A 21,207-nucleotide genomic window follows, 5' to 3' on the forward strand; every position below is an offset into this window, starting at 1 on the left:
TCTCCGCGTGCGCGCAGATCTCGGGTGCGAGAGATTCTGGCCTCTGTCGGCATGCCGGACCTTGACGCGCGGGCGAGGCAGCGTTCTGGTGTGCTTTCTGGTGGCCTGCGTCAGCGCGCCCTGATTGCTAGCGCAATAGCCGCCGCTCCGCCCTTGCTCATCGCCGACGAGCCGACCACGGCGCTCGACGTGACGATCCAGGCTCAGATTCTCGATCTGCTTGCTGAACTTCGTCGCGGTGGAACCGGGCTGCTCCTCATCAGCCACGACCTCGCCGTTGTTCGCAGCGTTGCCGACCGCGTCGCCGTGATGCACGACGGTGTCATTGTGGAACAGGGGCCGACCGATGAGGTGCTCTCCTCCCCGCAGCACGAGTACACCCGCCGGCTGCTGCGCTCAGTGCCCTCTGGCGCCGCGCGGGGCGAGCGTCTCTCGGAATCGCTCACGATCACCGAGCGCGCGCCGTCACCTCAGGCCCACGAACCGGTTGCCCTCATGTCCGCGAGCGGCCTCACTAAGCGCTTCGGGTCATTCACCGCAGTTGACGGTGTCTCCCTTCACCTGGAATCCGGCCGCACTCTGGGGCTCGTCGGCGAATCAGGCTCCGGCAAAACCACTGTTGCCCGCATGCTCCTGGGCCTCACCGAACCCGACTCAGGGTCGGTCAGCCTCCTGGACAGCCCGTTCAGCTCCGTGCCGGAGCGGGAACGGCGACACCGCCGACCCGCTCTCGGTGCCATCTACCAGGATGCGCTCAGCTCATTTGATCCGCGGGCGACCGTCGCCGACATCCTGCGCGATGCTGCGGGCGGCGGCTCGGCGCGCGGGGTGAGCGCCCGCAAAATTGCCGACCTGCTCGACTCCGTGGGTCTGCCATCAGACGTGCTCACCCGCCGCCCGCTTCACCTCTCCGGTGGCCAGCGCCAGCGAGTTGCTATTGCCAGAGCGCTCGCCCCGTCACCGCGGATCATCGTGTGCGACGAGCCCGTGTCGGCGCTCGACGTCTCGGTGCAGGCGCAGGTGCTCGACCTGCTCGACGACCTTCAGAGAGAACGCGGGATTGCCTATCTCTTTATCTCGCACGATCTGGGTGTTGTTCACCACATGAGCGACCGACTCGCCGTGATGCAGGGCGGTCGTATCGTTGAACAGGGTGAGGCCGCAGAGATATTTGCTCGGCCGACACATCCCTATACCCAGACCCTCCTTGCCGCGGCGCCGACCATCGGTGAGCCGCGGGGCCACCTCGACCGGAGCACACTATGACCCCCGCCTCAGCATCATGACCCCAGCCTCGGCATCGGGCCGCGGCCGACCCCCCGCAGCCTCCCGCGAGATGCTTCAGGACGCGGCCTTCGAGCTGTTCTTGGAGAACGGGTACGCGGGCACGACGGTGGAGCACATTGCCCAACGCGCAGGAGTCAGCCGAAACACCTTCTTCAATTACTTCGAGGCCAAGGGCGACGTGTTCTGGGTGGAGTTCGATGAGGCCATCGACGCGGCACAGGCAGACCTCGCATCGACCCGAGCCAGTGACCCTCTCGCCGCGATTCGCCATGCACTGCTGCACGCCGCTGCATCGCTGGGGCCATCGCGGGTGCCGTTTGCGCTCACGCAGCACGACCTCATCGGCAGCACGCACGAGCTGCTTTCCTCGGGAATCGGCCGCGTCACGAGGCTCGCGGCCATTCTGCGGGATGCCCAGATGGCGTGGGGGGAGCAGAAAGCTACGGCAACGGCGTATGCGCTCACGGGAGCTGTCGTTGGCGCAGCGCAGCTCTGGGCACGCGCGGGATCGGAGCGCGGAGCGTTCACGCCGTTCGTCGAGGCCGCCATCGACCCGGTTCTGGCGGGTTATGCTGCGACCGCGCACGGGTCGGTCGGCTAATATTGGAATCGCCTCACACTTAGGCACTTCACCACTGACGCGGTGCCGCATATATCGAATCGGAGTTCGTTGTTGTCTGCCATTCCAGAAAAGCCCGCCCTTGAAGGACTCGAGCAGAAGTGGGGCCCCCGGTGGGAGTCCGACGGAACATTCCGCTTCGATCGCGCCAACGCGACCCGCGAGAACATCTTCTCGATCGACACCCCGCCGCCGACGGCATCCGGGTCACTCCACATCGGTCACGTCTTTAGCTACACCCACACCGATGTCATCGCCCGCTTTCAGCGCATGCGCGGCAACAAGGTCTTCTACCCGATCGGCTGGGACGACAACGGTCTGCCCACCGAGCGCCGCGTACAGAACTACTACGGGGTGCGCTGCGACCCGACTCTCCCCTACGACGCCAGCTTCGTGCCGCCGTTCGAGGGTGGCGACAACAAGAGCTCGAAGGCCGCAGACCAGCTGCCGATCAGCCGTCGCAACTTCGTTGAACTGTGCGAGAAGCTCACGGTAGAAGACGAGAAGCAGTTCGAGGACCTGTGGCGCAAACTCGGCCTCAGCGTCGACTGGACTCAGACCTACCGCACGATCGCGCCCGAATCGCAGGCCGTTGCCCAGCGCGCATTCCTGCGTAACCTTGCCCGTGGCGAGGCGTACCAGGCCGACGCCCCCACCCTGTGGGACGTCACCTTCCGCACCGCCGTTGCGCAGGCAGAGCTTGAAGACAAGGAGCAGCCGGGCGCCTACCACCGCCTCGCGTTCCACGCCCCCGACGGCACCGACATCCACATCGAGACGACCCGCCCCGAGCTTCTGGCCGCGTGTGTTGCCCTCGTCGCTCATCCCGATGATGAGCGGTACCAGAAGCTTTTCGGCACGACCGTTCGCACGCCCCTCTTCGATGTCGAGGTTCCCGTCGTTGCCCACCACCTTGCCCAGAAGGACAAGGGATCGGGCATCGCCATGATCTGCACGTTCGGCGACCTGACCGACGTGATCTGGTGGCGCGAGCTGAGCCTGCCCAACCGCGCCATCATCGGCTTCGACGGCCGCATCATCAGCGAGGCCCCTGCGGCCATCGAGTCGGAGGCAGGCAAAGCCGCCTACGCCGAGATTGCCGGCAAAACAGTCTTCAGCGCCAAGAAGACGATGGTCGACCTTCTGCAGGCTTCTGGCGAGATGATCGGCGACGCCAAGCCGATCATGCATCCCGTCAAGTTCTTCGAAAAGGGCGACAAGCCCCTCGAGATCGTCTCCACCCGCCAGTGGTACATCACCAACGGCGGCAAGTCAGAAGAACTGCGCGACCGTCTCGTCGCTCTCGGCAGCGAGATCGACTGGCACCCCGACTTCATGCGCGTTCGTTACGACAACTGGGTCAACGGCCTCAACGGCGACTGGCTCATCAGCCGCCAGCGGTTCTTCGGCGTTCCGATCCCCGTCTGGTATCCGCTCGATGGCGACGGCAACCCCGTCTTTGACTCCCCCATCGTGCCGTCCGAGGCGCAGCTGCCCGTCGACCCGTCGTCGGATACTGCCCCCGGCTTCGATGAGTCGCAGCGCAACCAGCCCGGCGGCTTCGTCGGCGAACTGGATGTTATGGACACCTGGGCAACCTCGTCGCTAACCCCGCAGCTTGCCGGCGGTTGGGAGAGCGACCCAGAGCTCTTCGACCTGGTGTTCCCCTACAACCTGCGCCCCCAGGGGCAGGACATCATCCGCACGTGGCTGTTCTCGACCGCGCTGCGCTCACTCCTTGAACACGACGGCGTCGCACCGTGGAAGCACGCGGCGATCTCGGGCTTTATCGTTGACCCCGATCGCAAGAAGATGTCGAAGTCCAAGGGCAACGTCGTCACCCCCGCCGGGATGCTCGACGACCATGGTTCCGATGCCGTTCGCTACTGGGCCGCGTCGAGCCGCCTGGGCACGGATGCTGCGTTCGACCCGCAGAATCCCAAGCAGATCAAAATTGGTCGCCGCCTCGCGATCAAGGTTTTGAACGCGGCCAAGTTCGCATACTCGTATGAGCTGCCGAGCGGCGACTTCACGGTGAGCGCCCCTCTCGACGTCGACATGCTCGCCGAGCTGGACGCCGTCGTTGCCACCGCCACCAAGGCATTCGATGACTTTGACCATGCGCGAGCGCTTGAGACGACGGAGCAGTTCTTCTGGACGTTCTGTGACGACTATCTCGAACTCGTCAAGGAGCGTGCCTACGGTGCGTCTACTCCCGCCGGCCAGGCCAGCGCGGTACTCGCGCTTCGCGAGGCAATCGACGTGATGCTGCGGCTTCTGGCTCCGTTCTTGCCGTTTGCGACAGAAGAGGTCTGGTCGTGGACCCACGACGGATCGATCCACACGGCAGCGTGGCCGGTTGCCGTCGGCAGCGAAGCGCGCGGCGTTCTTCCCGCCGTCAGCGCAGCGCTCATCGGAATCCGTCGAGCCAAGACCGACGCGAAGGCGTCGCAGAAGACTCCGGTGGTCTCCGCCGTGATTTCTGCGCCCGCTGACACGCTGGCCCTGCTGGAGCAGGCGGCGGATGACCTCAAGGCCGTCGGACGCATCGAATCACTTGAGTTCGTGATCGGTGACGAGCTTGCGGTCACCGACATCGTGCTTGCCGAGGTCGAGGCCTAAATGCAGCTCGGAACGCGGTGGACGCTCGGGGCTCCTGCTCCCGAGCGCCTGCCGCAGACCGTGCGCGACGCGATCGCGGCCGTGGATGCCGAGGTGCTGGCCTTGTCGTCGGCCGACTTCGATCCCTCGGGCTGGCGCTGGACCCTGACCTGGCTTGAGGGCCGCCCGATCGCCGAACTCGACGACGGCACTGTCGTCACTTATGACGCCGTGGCCGATGAGGCTGTCGTCACTCAGCCGAACTAGCCGCCGCCGAAGGCGCTGCTATCCCAGGTAGTACTTGCGCGCCCGCTCGGCGATGTGCAGCTCATCGTGGTCCACGTCGAGCTGAAGATCGTGGCGAGTGCGAGGGTCGTTCTCGACTCTCGCACGTGAGAGCTGACGGTCACGGCGGCGATCAGCATCACGCTGAGCCCAGCGGTACAGCGCGACGCCCACCTGCGCAGCCACTCGGTCGATGCCCCGGGGCTGTGCATGGTATGCCCGACGAATGTCGGGTGAAATTGCGGTCATTGCCCTCACCTTTCGTCGCCATTAACGCTAGCGAGAGGCGCCGACATTCTCGTCGGCACCAAGGCCTTTCTCGCCATCTCACAATGTGATTGGCAGAGAGGCGTGAGCGAACTACTAGCCGCCCAAGTTCCAGATGCGGTAGGCGTCCGATTCGCGCCGCGCTCGCTCTCGCTCGGTGGCCGTTGCCCTGGTGTGGCTCTCCATCGCCAGCTCACGGCGGCGGGCTCGGCTTCGGCTCCATCGGATGAGCGCCCGACCCAGCAGATCAGCGCCACTTTCGAAGATTCCAGCCCGCGTCGCCCTGCGGCGGCCCTCCGGCCGAAAGTACTCGCCCTCCAGCGATATTGTGCTCGCCATCGCCATCATCGCCCTTCGTTCTTTTCCACATCGCCAGTCGGGTCTATATCGCCAGTCGGGCCGGCAAGCTCGACGCCATCGATCACAGGGAAGCCGTTCACATGAATCTGCACGGGCCGGGCTCCCGCAGCGTTCTGCCCCGCATACTTGGCCTTGAACTCGTCGACGACCGCCATGAGCGCTTCTGTCAGGTCGTCAAGCTGCGGCGCGGTGAGAACAAAGTTGGCCTGGCTCAGCAAGCTGGCTTCGAGCCACTCAGTGGAGAGCGCTTCGGGGCCGCGCTCCATGAACGCTCGCAGCACGTTCTCGCGTCGAGCCGCCCACTCCCTCATCACGAGGTGCGAGGCTTCTCGCCCGGCGGGCGATTCCAAGAGTTCCGGGGTCGTCATGGTGATCCCGCCCGGGGTCCTCTCCCACCACCGCTCCCGTGCCGTGCCCCTGCCTTCGACCTCGCGAACGAAGCCGTGCTTCGCAAGTTGACGAAGGTGATAGCTGGTCGCCCCGGAAGATTCTCCGAGTCGCTCGGCAAGTGCCGTCGCGGTTGACGGCCCGTAGACCGAAAGAGTGTCGATCAGCTGCACCCGCAGAGGGTGAGCAAGGGCCTTGAGCGACTCAAGGTCGACTACTCGATTGCTGTTCATACCTCAAAAGTAACATCGCAAAGACTTCTTTGCAATCAATTCTTTGCAATAGTTTGTTTGCATCACACCTGCGCAGCCACACGGTCGATGCCCCGGGGCTGAGCACACCAAGGCCTTTCTCGCCATCTCACAATGTGATTGGCAGAGAGGCGTGAGCGAACTACTAGCCGCCCAAGTTCCAGATGCGGTAGGCGATGCTTCCTGTCCCGCGGCGTGTTCTATCCTGCGGCGACGCTCGCTGCCGGCGCGGACGCCGGCTCGGCGTGCGTGTTCTCCAGGTGGATCTGCTGGCCCTTGATCAACGGGTAGTCGACCAGGGCGCGTCCGTCGAGATCCTCGTTGTGCATGTCGACGCCGGTGATCTGACTGTTCTCGTAGGTCGTGTAGTAGTAGATCCCCTTGTCGGTGTTGCAGCACGATGAGTAGATGGTGATCTCGAATTTGCCCGGCGAGACCTCGACACATCCGCGTTGCTGTGCCACGGACCCCAGGATCTGCAGGAACTGGCTGACCGATTCGGACTCGGACTCCCCCGATACCGAGTTCATCTTCGTGAAGGCGGCCTTGACGAAACGCGATGCGGAGGACAGGTCCCCGGGAAGGCCGATCGCGCCCATCCCCCGGCTGTACATGTCGAACTCGAGTTGGTCGGAGAACTTGTTCTCTGGCGGGTTTTTGGACAGGTGCATGTAGTTGTTCAGGTTGAACAGCTGGATATCGAACGTCGGGTTGTTAGTCAGGACCCCCACGGGGTTCTCGTACACCTTCAGGCCATCCTTCACACTCTCCACCGTGATCGACGACGTGCGGTCGGAGATGATCCAGTGCAGCGGCGAGAGCGGGAAGGCCTCGCTGAACGAGATGTCCACCAGGTTCATCGCCTCCAATGCTGATTTCACCTCATCGACGGTCTGGAACTGGCCCAGGATCCAGGGGATGAACTCGAACGGCGTGATGTTGGTCTTGTCCGGCGCTTCGGGCTTGTAGTCGGCGTTCTCCGGGAAGTTCAGCCCCGCCATGCTGAGGCCCTTCTCGTTTGTCGCGTCGTAGTACAGCGGGTATCCGTCGGCGATGGTCGCCATTCCGATGATCGCGTGGTGCGTGGGAAGCGGAGCCGCTTTGCGGAATTCGAACGGGAAGTTCCGCGGCGTGACGGTTACCGTCTCGTGGTACGAGAACTCCAGATCCAGGTTGCGACCGAAGTAGTGATCCCGCGTCGTGTAGTTGGCTCCTGTGCACATGTGGCCCTCCGATGTGAGCTCGTTCGTCCCTCGTGGTGCGGCCATCCTACGTCCGCCCGGACCGCCCTGTTAGGGCCCAAAGACCCGCGACCACGCCACACCGGCGAGCGCGATCCCGGCGAAGCAGCGCAGGCCCCGCGCTTCACGCGCGGCAACCTACGACGACTGGTTGCATCACCACAATCACCGGGCGAGAATCTCTCCACGGGGCATGCCCATCCACCCATCGCTGTCGTCTGCCCAGTCGCGCCACGCATCCGAAATCTGCTGCAAGTCTGCGCGCGTAGCTAGCCCCTTGCTGATCGCATCCCCCGCGAAGGCCGACTCAAGCACCCTCGTCTGCCACATTCCGCCCCACCACTCACGATCATGGTCTGAGGCGAAACACCAGATGTCAGCGGAACTCTGCACAGACGCAAAGCCGGCCTCGCGTGCCCACGCCTTGAGGCGGCGACCGGCATCAGGCTCTCCCCCGTTTGAGCGGTGCACCTGTTGGTACAGCTCTGCCCACCTCTCAAGCCCCGGGCTCGTCGGATGCACCATGGTCCCCGCGTAGTCGACGTCGCGAGCAGCCACCACACCGCCCGGCTTCATGACCCGGCGCATTTCGCGGAGCACCGCAACGGGGTCGGCAACGTGCTGCAGCGTTTGATGGGCGTGCACAATGTCGAAAGTGTCATCGGCGAGTCCCGTGGAATAGGCATCGCCCACGACGAACTCGACGGTATCTACGCCCTCGTCATCGGCGAGCGTTCTGGCCTTCTCGATCACCTCGGCAGAGGCATCAAGGCCAATCACTCGGCCGGGGGCGACCCGGCGAGCGAGGTCGACGGTGATCGTGCCAGGCCCACAGCCAATATCGAGAACGCTGAGACCCGGCCGGATGCTCGACACCAGGTAGCCAGCGGAGTTCTCCACGGTGCGCCATGTGTGTGACCGCAGCACGCTCTCGTGGTGACCGTGGGTATACCGTTCCTCGTCAGAAGGCGCAGGCTTCTCGCTCATGCTGCGAGCCTATAGTCGGCGGCAATAAGCTCAACGGATGAGCAATCCGTTTCTCGCCCCCAGCACTCTGCCCTATGAGCTGCCCCCGTTCGCCGATATCCGCGACGAGCACTACCTCCCGGCATTCGAGGCGGGCATGGCCGAGCAGCTCGCCGAAGTCGAGGCCATCATCCGCAACCCGGAGTCTCCCACCGCGGGCAACACGCTCGTGCCGCTTGAGGCATCGGGGCAGATTCTCAATCGGGTCAGCTCCGTCTTCTACAACAAGGCGTCGGCCGACTCCACAGATAAGACGAATGAGCTCGAGGAACACCTCGCCCCCCTCATGGCTGCTCACCGCGACGCCATCTCGCTGAACGCCGAGCTCTATGCGCGGATCAGTCATGTCCACTCCGAACGAGACGTCATCAGCGATGCCGAGACACGGTATCTGGTGGAGCGGTATTACACGGAGTTCACGCTCGCAGGCGCTGGGCTTCCCGAGGTCGACACGGCGCGGCTTCGAGAACTCAATCAGGAACTGTCAACGCTCACGACGCGCTTCGAGAAGAATCTACTCGCCGACACCAACGACCTGGCTGTCGTCATCGACGACGTAGCCGACCTGGATGGCCTCGGCGCTGGCGAGATCTCCGCAGCCGCTGCTGCTGCCGAAGAGAGGGGGCTCTCGGGTAAATACCTCGTGACCCTCGTGTTGCCGACCGGTCACCCGTGGCTAGCGAGTCTCACCAACCGGGATGTGCGCCAGCGCATCATGGCAGCTTCGCGCTCGCGCGGCATCCGGGGAAACGCCAACGACAATCGAGAACTCGTTCTGGCGATCACCCGACTGCGAGCCGAGCGCGCACGTCTGCTCGGGTTCGACTCCCACGCCGCCTACGTCACCGCCGATGAAACCGCGGGTAGCCCGCGGGCCGTGGCGGACATGCTCGGCCAACTCGCTCCAGCCGCCGCGCGAAACGCCCTCGCCGAACAGGCTGCGCTCGAAGCCCAAGCGGGCCATCCCATTGAGAGCTGGGACTGGTCGTTCTACACCGAAAAGGTGCGGGCGGCCGAGTACAACGTCGACACAGCGGCGATGCGACCATATTTCGAGGCGGAGCAAGTACTCCACGACGGCGTGTTCTTTGCCGCTACGCGGCTTTACGGCGTGACTTTTGAGGAACGCACCGACCTCGTCGCGTACCACCCTGATGCCCGTGTGTTCGAGGTCCGCGACTCAGACGGCAGCGGTGTCGGGCTCTATGTGCTCGACCTGTTTACGCGCGATTCCAAGCGTGGCGGCGCCTGGATGAACCCCCTCATCTCACAGAATCGCCTTCTCGACCAGCCGGTAGTCGTGGTCAACAACCTCAACGTTCCCCGCGCGGCAGCGGGCGAGCCGACGCTGCTCACGCTCGACGAGGTCACCACGTTCTTTCACGAGTTCGGGCATGCACTTCACGGCCTCTTCGCCAGAGTCACCTACCCCAAATTTGCCGGCACGAATGTGTTCCGCGACTTTGTCGAGTTCCCCAGCCAGGTCAATGAGATGTGGAAGCTCTGGCCCGAGATTCTCGCCAACTACGCTGTGCACCACGTCACCGGGCAGCCGCTGCCCCAGCAGCTCGTCGACAACCTCGTGGCATCCGAGCAGTTCAACGAAGGGTTCGCGACGAGCGAGTACCTGGCCGCCGCACTGCTCGACCAGGCCTGGCACACCATCACCGCCGACTCCGAGGTGACGGATGTCGCGGCATTCGAACAGCGCGCGTTGAGCGATATGGGCCTCGCCAACCCGGCAATTCCCCCGCGTTACTCGAGCACCTACTTTGCCCACACCTTCGCCGGCGGCTACGACGCCGGCTATTACTCCTACATCTGGAGCGAGGTGCTCGATGCCGACACCGTGGAGTGGTTCAGGAACAACGGTGGGCTCACGCGCTCCAACGGCGATCGGTTCAGGTCGCGTCTGCTCGGCGTCGGGGGCTCGAAGGACCCCATGGAGGCGTTCCGAGACTTTCGGGGACGCGACGCCGAAATCCAGCCTCTATTGCGGCGGCGCGGTCTCGACTAAGCCGCGACCGACAGGGCGCGCCCGCAGCCACAGCATGAACAGGGCTCCGGTGACCAGGCCCCAAAATGCCGAGCCGATGCCTAGCGCTGTGATGCCCGATGCTGTGACGAGGAACGTTGCGATCGCCGCTATACGGTGATCAGGCTCCTCAAGAGCCGACGTTATGGATGATAAGAGCGCGCCCAGCACGGCGAGACCGGCGACCGCAATGATCAGAATAGGCGGCGACTCCGAGACGAGGGCCGTGGCAACCCCGGCGGCAAGGCCAATCGCAACGAACACAGAACCGGCGACGACTGCGGCGATCCAGCGCTTCGAACGATCGGGATGTGCCTCAGGGCTCGCCGCTATTGCCGCGGTGATCGCCGCCAGATTCACGGCATGGCCACCGAAGAATGCGCCAACCGTGGAGGCAACACCCGTCGATAAGAAGATTGCGCGTGATGGGGCAGGATAGCCGAACGACGACATCACCACGAACCCCGGCACATTTTGGCCCGCCATCGTCACGATGAACAACGGCAGCCCCAGGCTAACCATGACAAACGGATCGAACTCCGGCGCGACGAATACCAGGGCGGGAGCAAGCGAGGTACGCGGCAGCCAGTCTGTTCCCGCAGAAGCGACAATGACGATCGTGGCAACGAGCATCGCCGCGGGCACTGCCCATCGGGGGGCGATCCTCAGCAGGATGAGCCAGACGAGCACGAGCGGGCCCGCGAGAAGCGGGAACTCTGCGACCGCGGTGACCGGGGCCAGACAGATGGGGAGCAGGATTCCCGCAAGCATCGCGCTGGCGACCGGTTTAGGGATCCGCGATATCGCACGGCCAAGGGCTGGCCACAGCCCGCATACGACGATGAGCACACCGCTCACGATGAATGCCCCGACCGCAGTGGAAAAGCTCGTCCCTCCGCTCGCCGCCGCCACGAGAACTGCGGCACCGGGGGTTGACCACACGATCGAAATCGGTTGGCGATAGGCCGCCGAAAGAACGACTGTGAGGATGCCCGATGCAAGGCAGAGTGTGAGGAGTCCCGACGAGCTCTGCTCCTGGGTGGCGCCAACGGCCTGGAGCCCCGCGATGACAAGCGCGAACGATGTGGCGAAGCCACTAATGGCGGCGATGAATCCCGCTGCAATGGGTTGGAGAATGGCCGCTCACCCTTTCCCGGTGCCCCCAAAGCTCCCCGTCCGAAGCCCGCCTGCGCGGTGACGTGCGAACTCGCTGGTTACGCGGACTTTTCTTGCGGGGCGGCCGCGCGAGGAACGATCGTGGGTGCCGCGCCCGAGAGCACGGCGTCGCGGGTGACAATGACCCTGCCGATGGCGTCATCGGAGGGAACGTCAAACATGATGGATCCGAGCACTTCTTCCATGATGGATCGCAGACCTCGCGCACCCGTCTGGCGCAGCACCGCGAGATCCGCAATCGCCTCAAGGGCATCGCGCTCAAAATCGAGTTCGACATTGTCGATCTCGAACATGCGCTGATACTGCTTGACGAGCGCGTTCCTGGGCTGAGTGAGGATATCCATGAGCGCAACCTGATCGAGCGGCGTCACCGTGGTGACCACGGGGAGGCGGCCGATGAACTCGGGAATCAGCCCGAACTTGTGCAGGTCTTCGGGGAGAACCTCGCTGAAGAGATTGACGTTGTCGCCCTTGCTGTGCAGCGGCGCACCGAAACCGATGCCCTTCTTGCCAGCCCGCTGAGAAATGATCTCTTCGAGGCCCGCGAAAGCGCCAGCGACGATGAAGAGCACGTTGGTGGTGTCGACCTGAATGAACTCCTGATGAGGATGCTTGCGACCACCCTGAGGGGGAACCGAGGCCACAGTGCCCTCGATGATCTTGAGCAGCGCCTGCTGCACGCCCTCCCCGGAAACATCGCGTGTGATCGACGGATTCTCTGCCTTGCGGGCGATCTTGTCGATCTCGTCGATGTAGATGATTCCGGTTTCGGCCCGTTTGACGTCGTAGTCAGCTGCCTGAATGAGCTTGAGGAGAATGTTTTCGACGTCCTCGCCTACATACCCGGCTTCTGTGAGCGCTGTCGCATCGGCAACAGCGAACGGCACATTGAGCCTCTTGGCGAGTGTCTGGGCGAGGTAGGTCTTGCCGCAGCCCGTGGGCCCGATCAGCAGGATGTTGGACTTTGCAATCTCCACGTCGTCCAGCGCTGCATCGGCAGAAGTGATCGTGCCGCGAGCACGGATGCGCTTGTAATGGTTGTAGACCGCGACCGAGAGAGCCTTCTTGGCCTTCTCTTGCCCGATTACGTACTCCTCAAGGAAGCCGTAAATCTCGCGCGGCTTGGGCAAATCAAACTCGCTCGTGGCTGCTTCGCCCGCCTCGGCGAGTCGTTCCTCGATGATTTCGTTGCAGAGTTCTACGCATTCATCACAGATGTATACGCCGGGGCCCGCGATGAGCTGCTGGACCTGCTTCTGGCTCTTTCCGCAGAAAGAACACTTAAGCAGGTCGGCGCTTTCGCCGATTCGAGCCATGAGCCCTCTCCTCTATACCGTCGCGTCTGGTGAAAACGAGCCTAACCCGAGTCACCGACACTCACATGCATTCTTGTCGAATGCCGCGCAAAGTGTCTGAGTGCCGCCCAGCCTAGACTGAGATAACGGCACAGGCAGAAAGCGCGGATTACGACATGACGGAACGCTGGGCGAGGTTCAGCCGAGGCTGGCTTGTCGCCGGCTTCGCTACCTTCGCTGCCGCCTTCTCGCACGGTGCGGCGGGCGGCGCGCATCCCCCCGCTTTCGCAATCGTGCTCGCTCTCGCTTTCTCCGGCCCCGTGTGCGTGGGTCTCGCCGGTCGGTCTCTTTCAGCGGCTCGCGTTGCGCCCGCTGTCGCCGTTAGCCAGCTCGCCTATCACGGCCTTTTCGCGTTCTTTGGCCCGTCTGCGGCACCCGTGACCGCACTCACTGCGCATGTCGAAGGCCACGCACTCCACGACCACGGTGCCACAGCCATCCACACTGACCCGGTCTCGTCTGGGGTTGCGGCATCCGGATTCGTGATGGCAGACCCGGGGATGCTCTGGGCACATGCTGGCGCTGCGGTGGCCACGTTCGCAGCAATTGTCTTCGCTGAGCGCACCGTGAAGAACATTGCCGCTGCGGCGGCTCCGCTTCTCACCTCGATCGTCGACACCGCGCTTCGCGCCCTTCGCGCCGTGCGGGCATCCGAGGCCCCTCCCCTCCGTGCAGCTCTCCGCGCGCTGCCCGCCCGGCACGAGCGAATGCCCGTCGCACCTCGTGCGCTCCTCATCGGATTCCTTCGCCACCGCGGTCCGCCCGCGTATGCCTGCGCTTAGCCGGCACTCGCCGCATCGCGCACGCGCTCTCTGGCAACGATCATTCGGACACCCATGTCCACACAGTCAAGGAATCACTTGTGAAAGCTCTCACCACATCCACTATTACGGCGGCCGCAGTCGCCGCACTCGTCATCGCCGCGCCTCTTGCAGCCAACGCCCACGTCGGCGTCACACCCAGCTCGACCGCCGCGGGCAGCCCGTCCTTGCTCACGTTTTCATTCAGCCACGGCTGCGAAGGTTCGCCCACCACGTCCCTCACGTTCGGCATCCCTGAGTCGATTGAATCGGTAACCCCGACAGTCCACCCGGGATGGAGCATTGCTGAGACCCCCACCACCGTCACCTACACGGCAATCACTCCTGTTGCCGACGGACTGCGCGACACCGTTGCGCTCTCGGTCGTGCTTCCTGCGGGCGACGAGGGCGATACCGTCGCCTTCCCCGTGGTGCAGGCTTGTGTTGACGGCGAGAATGCCTGGACCGAGCTGGCCGAAGGTGACGCTGAGCCCGACAGCCCCGCTCCCACGATCACCCTCACGGCAGCGGACCCGTCAGCCGGCGGCCACGGTCACGGGGCGGCGACCGACAGCGCAGAAACCGAAGAGCACGCAGCCTCGGCCGAGTCGGCATCCGCAGAAGGTTCAGTGGATGTCGTCGGCCGTGGCCTCGGAATCGCTGGCCTCGTCGTCGGTGCGGTGGGCATCGTGATCGGTCTCACGGCGCGTCGCCGGGCGGTGCGCTCATGAGTGCCATGATCAGCGGTTCCCTGCGACGCCCGCTCACTGTTTTTGCGGCGATTCTCGCGATCATCCTCGCCTCGGTTGTGGGAATGGCCACTGCGGCCAGCGCCCACAACTACGTCGTGTCATCCACTCCAGCCGAAGGGCAGACTCTCACCGAGCTGCCCGAAGAGTTCATCGTCACGACGAACGATGTGCTGCTATCGGCTGGCGCGGTAGCGATGGAAGTCACGGATGCCGACGGGCTGTTCTATGGCGACGGTTGCGTGACGATCGATGGTGCCAGTGTGTCGATGCCGGCCGCGCTTGGCGCTCCCGGAAACTACACGCTCACGTGGCAGGCCGTGTCGGCGGATGCTCACACGATCTCGGGCGTGATCAGCTTTGCGTGGGCTCCAACACAGCCCGGTGACGAATCGGTCGGCCACGCGACTGCGCCGCAGTGCGGCGTCTCCTCAGAGGAGGAACAGGTGGAGCCCTCCGCCACCGCAGAGCAACCGTCGGCACCGGCCTCTCCCGAAGAGGAATCGACGCTGCCGGTGGGCATCTGGATCGCTTCCGGCCTGATCGGCCTCGCGGTTATCGCTGTCGTCATCATGGCGATTCGCCGCAAGCGCTAAACACAAGTCCCCCACAGAGAAGGCCCTCGTCGACCGTGACGGGGGCCTTCACTGTCGCGGGTGGCGATTGCCGAGTGTCTACTGAGCTGCAGGTCGAACCGCGGTCACATCCATCGCGACGAGGGGCCCGGGCAGATCTGCCCCGAACACCGTGCGCACCGGGTAGGGCTGCGGGAACCGCCGGCCGTACACCTCGGTCACGGCCGCGAAGTCGGCTGCGAAGTTCTGCACCATCACGGTGACCTTAACGACATCACCCAGGCCGAGGCCTACTACCGCCAGCGCCGATTCGATGTTGTCAATCACGCTCTCGGTTTGCTCGGCAGCATCCGATGACAACGGGGCGTTATCGGGTGTGAACGGCCCGATTCCCGCCGAGAATACGAAGCCGCCTGCCTCGGCGATAAAGCTGTAGGCGCCCCGTGGTTCACCCAGAGCAGGCACGTCACTAAACCTGGTCATGAGCGAAGCTGACCGGGGATAGCGGAGAGCAGTTCCCGCGTGTAGTCATGCGCCGGACGGGAGAGCACGTCATCGGCCGCACCGTGCTCAAGCAGATCGCCGTGACGCATCACTGCGATGCCGTCTGATACCTGCCGAATCACGCCAAGATCGTGCGAGATAAAGAGATAGCTCAGCCCAAACTCTTGCTGGAGATCGACGAGGAGCTGCAGAATCTGCTCCTGCACCGAAACGTCGAGCGCGGAGACGGGCTCGTCGAGCACAATCAATTCGGGGCCGAGCGACAGCGCACGAGCGATGGCAACGCGCTGCCGCTGGCCGCCAGAGAGCTGCCTCGGACGACGATCCGCAATCTCAGTTGGCAGGCTCACCCGATCGAGCAGATCGTGTGCGAGAGTTCGCCTGCTCGCACGATCCCCGATCGAAAACGCGCGCAGCGGCTCGGTGATGATGCGCTCGATTGACATGCTCGGATCAAGGGAGCCAAACGGGTTCTGGTAGACAACCTGGATGCGGCGGCGAAGCTGGCGAAGACTCTCACCCCTGAGCGCGGAGATGTCCTGACCGTCGAACATGATGCTGCCGGAGTCGGCAGGGATGATCCGCGCCGCAATGCGGGCAAGGGTCGTTTTGCCCGACCCAGACTCCCCCACGATCGAAAATGTCGATCCTCGAGCAACGTCGATCGAGACGGAGTTGACGGCCGTGAGCGTTGTCGCACCGACGCCTGGTCTGCGCACCGAGTACGTCTTGACGATGTCGACGAGAGACAGAACGGTGTCGTTGCGACTCTCCTGCGTCACTCGGTCCCGCAAAAAGAGCGGCACGGGGCGCGACTCGGTCGAGACCGTCGGCGTCAGGCGTGCGCTCGAGAGACCCGGCGCCGCCGCCACGAGCTTGCGCGTGTAGTCGTGCTGCGGGTTGCCCAGTACCTCAGAGGCGAGTCCCTCCTCGACCACGCGGCCGCTCTGCATCACGACGATGCGGTCAGCCCGATCGGCCGCGACGGCCAGGTCGTGGGTGACGAGCACAACAGCAGTGCCGTGCAGCTCTGCAAGGGCCTCGATGCGGTCGAGAACTTGCTTCTGCACCGTGACATCGAGAGCGCTGGTCGGCTCATCGGCGATGACCAGCGCCGGATTACACGCCCACGCGATGCCGATGAGCACCCGCTGTCGCATGCCGCCCGAAAGCTCGTGCGGATACTGGGTAGCCCGAACCTCCGGCTCAACGATTCCCACCTCGGCAAGAATCTCGACTGCGCGGGCCGCGGCATCCTGTCGAGAGAGCCGCTGATGCAACCGAAGCACTTCGGCGATCTGCTCTCCCACGCGGATGAGCGGGTTCAGAGAGTTAGAGGGGTCCTGGGGCACGAAGCCGATCTGGGCGCCACGCAACTTGCGAATCTCGCGCTCGCGCATGCCAATCAGTTCACGACCGTCGAAACGGATGGAGCCGCCGACAATGACGCCGCCCTCAGAAAGACGATTCACGATCGACTGGGAAACGGTGCTCTTGCCCGAGCCGGATTCGCCGACGACCGCAACAACGCCGCCGCGCGGCACAGAGAAACTGATCCCCTTGACCGCGTGGACGGTGCCAGAACTCGCACGGTAGTCGACCAGAAGGTCGCTGATCACGAGCAGGTCGTCGGTCACTTGTCTCCTCCGAAGTAGCGGGCAACGCGGTTGACGGCAAGCACCACGATCAGAATGACGACACCCGGGATGATGCTCAGGTACGGCGCGATGGCAACGAAGTCACGACCGGCAGATACGAGGGCACCCCACTCTGGCTCCGGCGGCTGGGCCCCGAAACCGAGAAAGCTCAGCGCCGAAACAGAGAGCACTGCAGTTGCGAGCTCCAGGGCGGCCATCGCGATGACGGGCCGTGCCGCGTTCGGCAGGATGTGGGCAAACACAATGCCGGGCCAGCGCACCCCGAGGGTGGCGGCCGCCTCAACGTATTCCTCGTTGCGCACTCGCACGACCTGAGATCGCATCACGCGCGCGAACGAGCCTGCGGCGCCAAGCCCTACGCCCAACGCCACCGACCATGGCCCAAAACCGAGCGTCACCACCACGATGAGGGCAAGCAGGATTCCGGGGACAGCAATGAGCACGTCGACGAAGCGCATAACGACGAAGTCGATGCGCCCTCCGATAAAGCCGGAGAGCAGCCCCACGATCGCTCCGACAACGACACCGACGACGACGGCGAGTCCCGCGGCGGCAATCGAGAGCCGCGCGCCATAAATAACGCGGGAGAAGAGGTCGCGGCCCAGGTGGTCGGTGCCGAACCAGTTCTCGGCGCTCGGCGGCAGGAGCTTCGCCGAGGCAACTGATGCATAGGGGTCATGGGTGGCGAAGATGGCGGGGAACCCTACGACCAGCCCCGTGAGAACGATGACAGCCAAGGAGACGAGAAGCCCCGGCTTAGTGAGAAGCCTCATGCGGAGACCTCCGCCTTTCGTGCGGTCTTCGGTCGCGCAAGCGCTGGCCGGATGCGGGGGTCGATAAAGCTGTAGGACAGGTCGACAAGAAGGTTGGCGAGCGAATAGACGATTGCGACGACCACAATGACGCCCTGGATCACCGTCACGTCACGCGCCAGCACAGCATCCACTGTTAGTCGGCCAATGCCGTCGCGCGAAAACACTGTCTCGACGACGGCCGTACCTCCCGCGAGGTAGCCGATCTGCAGACCGATAACGGTGATGGAGGGCAACAGCGAGTTGCGCAGCACGTGGCGCACGAAGATGGTGCGCGACGAGAGCCCCTTGGCGACGGCGGTGAAAACGTACGGGCTCTCCATCGCCTCGAGAACCGCGGAGGAGAAAACCTGAAAGAAGAGCGCCCCCACCGGCAGCGCCAGAGTTATTGCTGGCAGAACCACGCTCATGGGGTCTCGCGTGCCGGAGGATGGCAGCCAACCGAGACCGAACGAGAACACCGTGATAAGCACGAGCCCGCTCAAGAAGGCCGGGATCGCGACTCCGAGCGGCGGAATCTGCAGGAGCGTGTTCCGGAGCCACCGTGGCCGAGAGAGGTAGGCGAGAAACGTGACGAGGGCGGCACCGAGGATGCCCAGAACGAGGGCGAGAATGGCAACCTGTGCCGTGTTGGGCAGTGCGCGACCGATGAGGTCGAGCACGGGGAGGCCGGTAGAGATCGAAATGCCGAAGTCTCCGACGAGCACTCCGCCAAGCCTTACGAAGTACTGCTGCCAGAGCGGCCCATCGAGACCATAACGCTCTCGGAGAGCCTGCAACTGGGCAGGGTCTGTTGTAGTGGCGTCCCCGCCCTTGGCAGCAAGCGCTGCAAGGACGGGGTCGCCGGGAAGCGCGTTGATCAGAAGAAACGTGACCGTATAGGTCGCCCAGATCACAAAGACGAACTGGAGAATCTTGGGCGCGAGAAAGAGAGCGGTGCTCTTGAGCCTCGACGGTGCCCCTGCTGATGCCATGCGCGTTCCGATTTCTACTGACAGGCTTCGACTAGCTGAGCTTCATGTCGAAGAGGTTGACGCGCGATGCGGAGTCGAACACGATTCCGCTCACCGACGAGGACGAGGCGTGAAGCTGAATCGTCTCGAGCGTCGGAATGACATAGGCCTTGTCGACGACGAGAGCCTGGATGTCGTCGATGATCGCCTGGCGGGCATCGGCGTCGGCCGTTGTTGCCTGCTCGGCAAGCAGCGCTTCGAGCTCTGCGTCGTCAACGATCGCCCAGTGCGACGATGCTTCCTGCGACAACAGCACGCGGAGCACATCGGGGTCCGTGCGCGTGAGACCGGCGCCGAGGAACTCATAAGAGCCGCTGGCGATCGCACCGAAGAAGTCACCGGGGGTAACCATGTTCAGCTGGAGGTCGAAGCCGATCTCCTTGAGCTGAATCTGAGCAGCCTCGAGCACGTCCTGGGCGTAGAAGCCCGTAACCGTTGCCGTGAGCTTCTGGCCCGCCTTTTCGCGGATGCCGTCGGCCCCTTCGACCCAGCCGGCTTCTTCGAGAAGGTCAATGGCACCGTCGCGGTCGAACTCCATGGCCTTTGCCTGGCTGGTGTACCCGGGCGTGGTGGAGGTCAGCACGCTGGTGGGCGCCTGTCCGCTTGCGGAGCCCGTGAGCTCGTTGATCTCGCCGCGGTCGAGTCCGATCATGACGGCCTTGCGAACGGCTTCTTCTGCCAGAACTCCCGTGGAGGTGTTGGCGATGAGCGAGTTCGGCACCCCGGGGTTTGCTGCCGCATAGAGAGCGTAGTCATCCGTGGCGAAGCGAGACTCGTCGATGTAGGGCAGGTCCTGAATCACATCGAACTCGCCGGAGGTGAGCCCACCCGTGCGAACGCCGTTTTCGGTGATGATCGGGAAGGTGATGCTGTCGGCGTATGCCTCGCCCGTGTGGCCGCGGAGCTCGGAGCCCCAGTCGTAGCCCGTGCGCTTGACGATCTCAAGCGAGTCGTTCTGCACGTAGGACTCGAGCACGAATGCACCGGAGCCAACGATCGACTGGCAGCGGGCCTCAGGCGTCTCTGTCGTCGTCTCCGCGGAGACGATGCCGAGCGTGATGGTCGATGCGCCCTGCAGGAACTGGGCGTTCGGGGCGGAGAAGTCCACGGTGAAGGACGACTCGTCGTTCACGGTGGTCGCCGTGTATCCCGCGAGGTACTGAGCAACGAGCGAGGCGCTGGCACCCAGCTGCATTGCGGCATCGAAGTTGGCGGCGACGACATCCGCCGTCAGCTCAGTGCCGTCGCTGAAAGTGACTCCATCGCGCAGCGTGAAGTCGAACGAGGTCAGGTCGTCATTTGCCGTCCAAGACTGCGCAAGCCACGGAACCAGCTCGCCCGTCTTGGGGTCCTGGTCGAGCAGCGAGTCGACGAGCTGGCGGGCAACGTTGAGCCCGGTCGTCACGGTGACCTGCTGCGGGTCGATGCACGTGGGGTCTTCTTTGAGCGCGAAGATCACGTCTTGCGAGGTTGCGGCCTCATCGGTGGACGCTGCGCACGAGGCGAGCAGAGCAACGGCGGCGACGGCGACAACCGGCACGCCGATGCGGCGACGCGCACGGAGGGAGTTCAGGATCACTGTGGTCCTTTCAAGGGGTGGAGGGAACATGGTGCTGGTGTGTGCTGTGGTGCAAAGGTGCGGTGGAGCTGTGGTGCGGTGGAGCAGTGGTGGGTGGTGCAGTCAGGTGAAGATCACAGGGGCAGTTCGCCGGAGATGACGACCCCACGGGAGACGACGGCGACGATGTTTTCTGAGCGGAGATCGTCGATGTTCTCCCAGGGGCGGCCCTTGATGACGATGAAGTCAACGCCATAGCCCTCGCGCAGGGTGCCGACCTTTGATCCGAGTCCCACGACATCCGCAGCATCCGAGGTTGCCGAAACCAGCGCACGCTCCGCCGACCACTCGAACATCGTCTTCATCATGCGGATCTCTTCGAGCTGGTCGCCGAACGTGACCATAGAGCCGTTGGCATCGGTGCCAAGAACGAACCGGAGCCCGGCCGCACCAGCGCCTGCAAAGTTGGCATCCCGCTCGGTGACAACCCCCTGCGCCTTCTCCCGGGCTTCGTCCGAGACGGGGATGGTGCCGTTCGCGAGACGGTCATTGATGAGCAGCGTGGGGGCAATCGGGATGTTGCGCTCGATAAGGGTGGGCCAGTGACGCTCGACGACACCGGTGCCATGCTCGATCGAGTCCGCGCCG

General features: G+C 64.0%; 21 protein-coding genes. 8 read left to right on the forward strand and 13 right to left on the reverse strand.

The window, feature by feature from the left end:
- From AC062T_RS06625 to AC062T_RS06640, 4 genes are all read left to right on the forward strand, one after another.
- A partial coding sequence (locus tag AC062T_RS06625; RefSeq protein ID WP_476028514.1) for an ATP-binding cassette domain-containing protein occupies window positions 1–1,266 on the forward strand: 1,266 nt, incomplete at its 5' end.
- Window positions 1,267–1,282: 16 nt separating this feature from the next.
- On the forward strand, window positions 1,283–1,888 hold the full coding sequence (locus AC062T_RS06630; protein ID WP_476028516.1) for a TetR/AcrR family transcriptional regulator: 606 nt from the start codon (window positions 1,283–1,285) through the stop codon (window positions 1,886–1,888).
- Window positions 1,889–1,960: 72 nt separating this feature from the next.
- Window positions 1,961–4,528: a valine--tRNA ligase gene (gene valS, locus AC062T_RS06635; protein WP_476028518.1), complete on the forward strand. Its 2,568-nt coding sequence runs from the start codon at window positions 1,961–1,963 to the stop codon at window positions 4,526–4,528.
- Window positions 4,529–4,774 carry a hypothetical protein gene (locus tag AC062T_RS06640; protein ID WP_108516872.1) on the forward strand — a complete coding sequence of 82 codons (246 nt, stop codon included), beginning with the start codon at window positions 4,529–4,531 and terminating at the stop codon, window positions 4,772–4,774.
- A gap of 18 nt (window positions 4,775–4,792) precedes the next feature.
- Here AC062T_RS06640 and AC062T_RS06645 read toward each other — a convergent pair whose 3' ends face one another.
- The 5 genes from AC062T_RS06645 to AC062T_RS06665 form a co-directional block, all read right to left on the reverse strand.
- Entirely contained in the window at window positions 4,793–5,041 is a 249-nt protein-coding gene (locus tag AC062T_RS06645) for a hypothetical protein (RefSeq protein WP_476028520.1), read from the reverse strand.
- A gap of 114 nt (window positions 5,042–5,155) precedes the next feature.
- Window positions 5,156–5,398: a hypothetical protein gene (locus AC062T_RS06650; protein ID WP_476028522.1), complete on the reverse strand. Its 243-nt coding sequence runs from the start codon at window positions 5,396–5,398 to the stop codon at window positions 5,156–5,158.
- A gap of 5 nt (window positions 5,399–5,403) precedes the next feature.
- Entirely contained in the window at window positions 5,404–6,039 is a 636-nt protein-coding gene (locus tag AC062T_RS06655) for an ArsR/SmtB family transcription factor (RefSeq protein WP_476028524.1), read from the reverse strand.
- A gap of 218 nt (window positions 6,040–6,257) precedes the next feature.
- Window positions 6,258–7,280 (reverse strand): choloylglycine hydrolase, encoded by a 1,023-nt coding sequence (gene bsh, locus AC062T_RS06660; RefSeq protein WP_476028526.1) that lies wholly within the window; start codon window positions 7,278–7,280, stop codon window positions 6,258–6,260.
- A 183-nt stretch (window positions 7,281–7,463) separates the two neighbouring features.
- Complete coding sequence (locus tag AC062T_RS06665) at window positions 7,464–8,285, reverse strand: class I SAM-dependent methyltransferase (protein WP_476028528.1); 822 nt, start codon at window positions 8,283–8,285, stop codon at window positions 7,464–7,466.
- 37 nt (window positions 8,286–8,322) lie between these two features.
- Between AC062T_RS06665 and AC062T_RS06670 the strand changes: the two genes are divergently transcribed.
- Complete coding sequence (locus AC062T_RS06670) at window positions 8,323–10,341, forward strand: M3 family metallopeptidase (protein WP_476028530.1); 2,019 nt, start codon at window positions 8,323–8,325, stop codon at window positions 10,339–10,341.
- Here the strand turns inward: AC062T_RS06670 and AC062T_RS06675 are convergent.
- Window positions 10,315–11,496, reverse strand: coding sequence for a benzoate/H(+) symporter BenE family transporter (locus AC062T_RS06675; RefSeq protein WP_476028547.1), 1,182 nt, complete (start codon window positions 11,494–11,496; stop codon window positions 10,315–10,317). The genes AC062T_RS06670 and AC062T_RS06675 overlap by 27 nt on opposite strands.
- Before the next feature lie 77 nt (window positions 11,497–11,573).
- A complete protein-coding gene (gene clpX / locus AC062T_RS06680) occupies window positions 11,574–12,851 on the reverse strand; it encodes an ATP-dependent Clp protease ATP-binding subunit ClpX (protein WP_108516881.1) in 1,278 nt (425 codons plus the stop codon).
- A gap of 155 nt (window positions 12,852–13,006) precedes the next feature.
- Here clpX and AC062T_RS06685 point away from each other — a divergent pair, with 155 nt between their 5' ends.
- The 3 genes from AC062T_RS06685 (at window position 13,007) to AC062T_RS06695 (ending at window position 15,035) form a co-directional block, all read left to right on the forward strand.
- Entirely contained in the window at window positions 13,007–13,672 is a 666-nt protein-coding gene (locus AC062T_RS06685; RefSeq protein ID WP_476028533.1) for a hypothetical protein, read from the forward strand.
- Window positions 13,673–13,752: 80 nt separating this feature from the next.
- Window positions 13,753–14,421 carry a YcnI family copper-binding membrane protein gene (locus AC062T_RS06690; protein ID WP_476028535.1) on the forward strand — a complete coding sequence of 223 codons (669 nt, stop codon included), beginning with the start codon at window positions 13,753–13,755 and terminating at the stop codon, window positions 14,419–14,421.
- A complete protein-coding gene (locus AC062T_RS06695; protein WP_476028536.1) occupies window positions 14,418–15,035 on the forward strand; it encodes a copper resistance CopC family protein in 618 nt (205 codons plus the stop codon). Before AC062T_RS06690 ends, AC062T_RS06695 begins: the two co-directional genes overlap by 4 nt.
- A 78-nt stretch (window positions 15,036–15,113) precedes the next feature.
- Here the strand turns inward: AC062T_RS06695 and AC062T_RS06700 are convergent, their stop codons facing one another.
- The 6 genes from AC062T_RS06700 to AC062T_RS06725 form a co-directional block, all read right to left on the reverse strand.
- On the reverse strand, window positions 15,114–15,497 hold the full coding sequence (locus AC062T_RS06700) for a RidA family protein (protein ID WP_476028538.1): 384 nt from the start codon (window positions 15,495–15,497) through the stop codon (window positions 15,114–15,116).
- A complete protein-coding gene (locus AC062T_RS06705) occupies window positions 15,494–17,155 on the reverse strand; it encodes a dipeptide ABC transporter ATP-binding protein (protein WP_476028539.1) in 1,662 nt (553 codons plus the stop codon). Before AC062T_RS06705 ends, AC062T_RS06700 begins: the two co-directional genes overlap by 4 nt.
- Window positions 17,152–17,949: an ABC transporter permease gene (locus tag AC062T_RS06710; protein ID WP_108516892.1), complete on the reverse strand. Its 798-nt coding sequence runs from the start codon at window positions 17,947–17,949 to the stop codon at window positions 17,152–17,154. The genes AC062T_RS06705 and AC062T_RS06710 overlap by 4 nt, the downstream gene beginning before the upstream one ends.
- A complete protein-coding gene (locus AC062T_RS06715) occupies window positions 17,946–18,962 on the reverse strand; it encodes an ABC transporter permease (protein ID WP_476028542.1) in 1,017 nt (338 codons plus the stop codon). Before AC062T_RS06715 ends, AC062T_RS06710 begins: the two co-directional genes overlap by 4 nt.
- A gap of 31 nt (window positions 18,963–18,993) precedes the next feature.
- Window positions 18,994–20,580 (reverse strand): ABC transporter substrate-binding protein, encoded by a 1,587-nt coding sequence (locus tag AC062T_RS06720; RefSeq protein WP_476028543.1) that lies wholly within the window; start codon window positions 20,578–20,580, stop codon window positions 18,994–18,996.
- 113 nt (window positions 20,581–20,693) lie between these two features.
- Window positions 20,694–21,207: amidohydrolase family protein (locus AC062T_RS06725; RefSeq protein ID WP_476028545.1), on the reverse strand; the 514-nt coding region annotated here is incomplete at its 5' end.

The sequence above is a fragment of the Homoserinimonas sp. genome, from assembly GCF_056262345.1.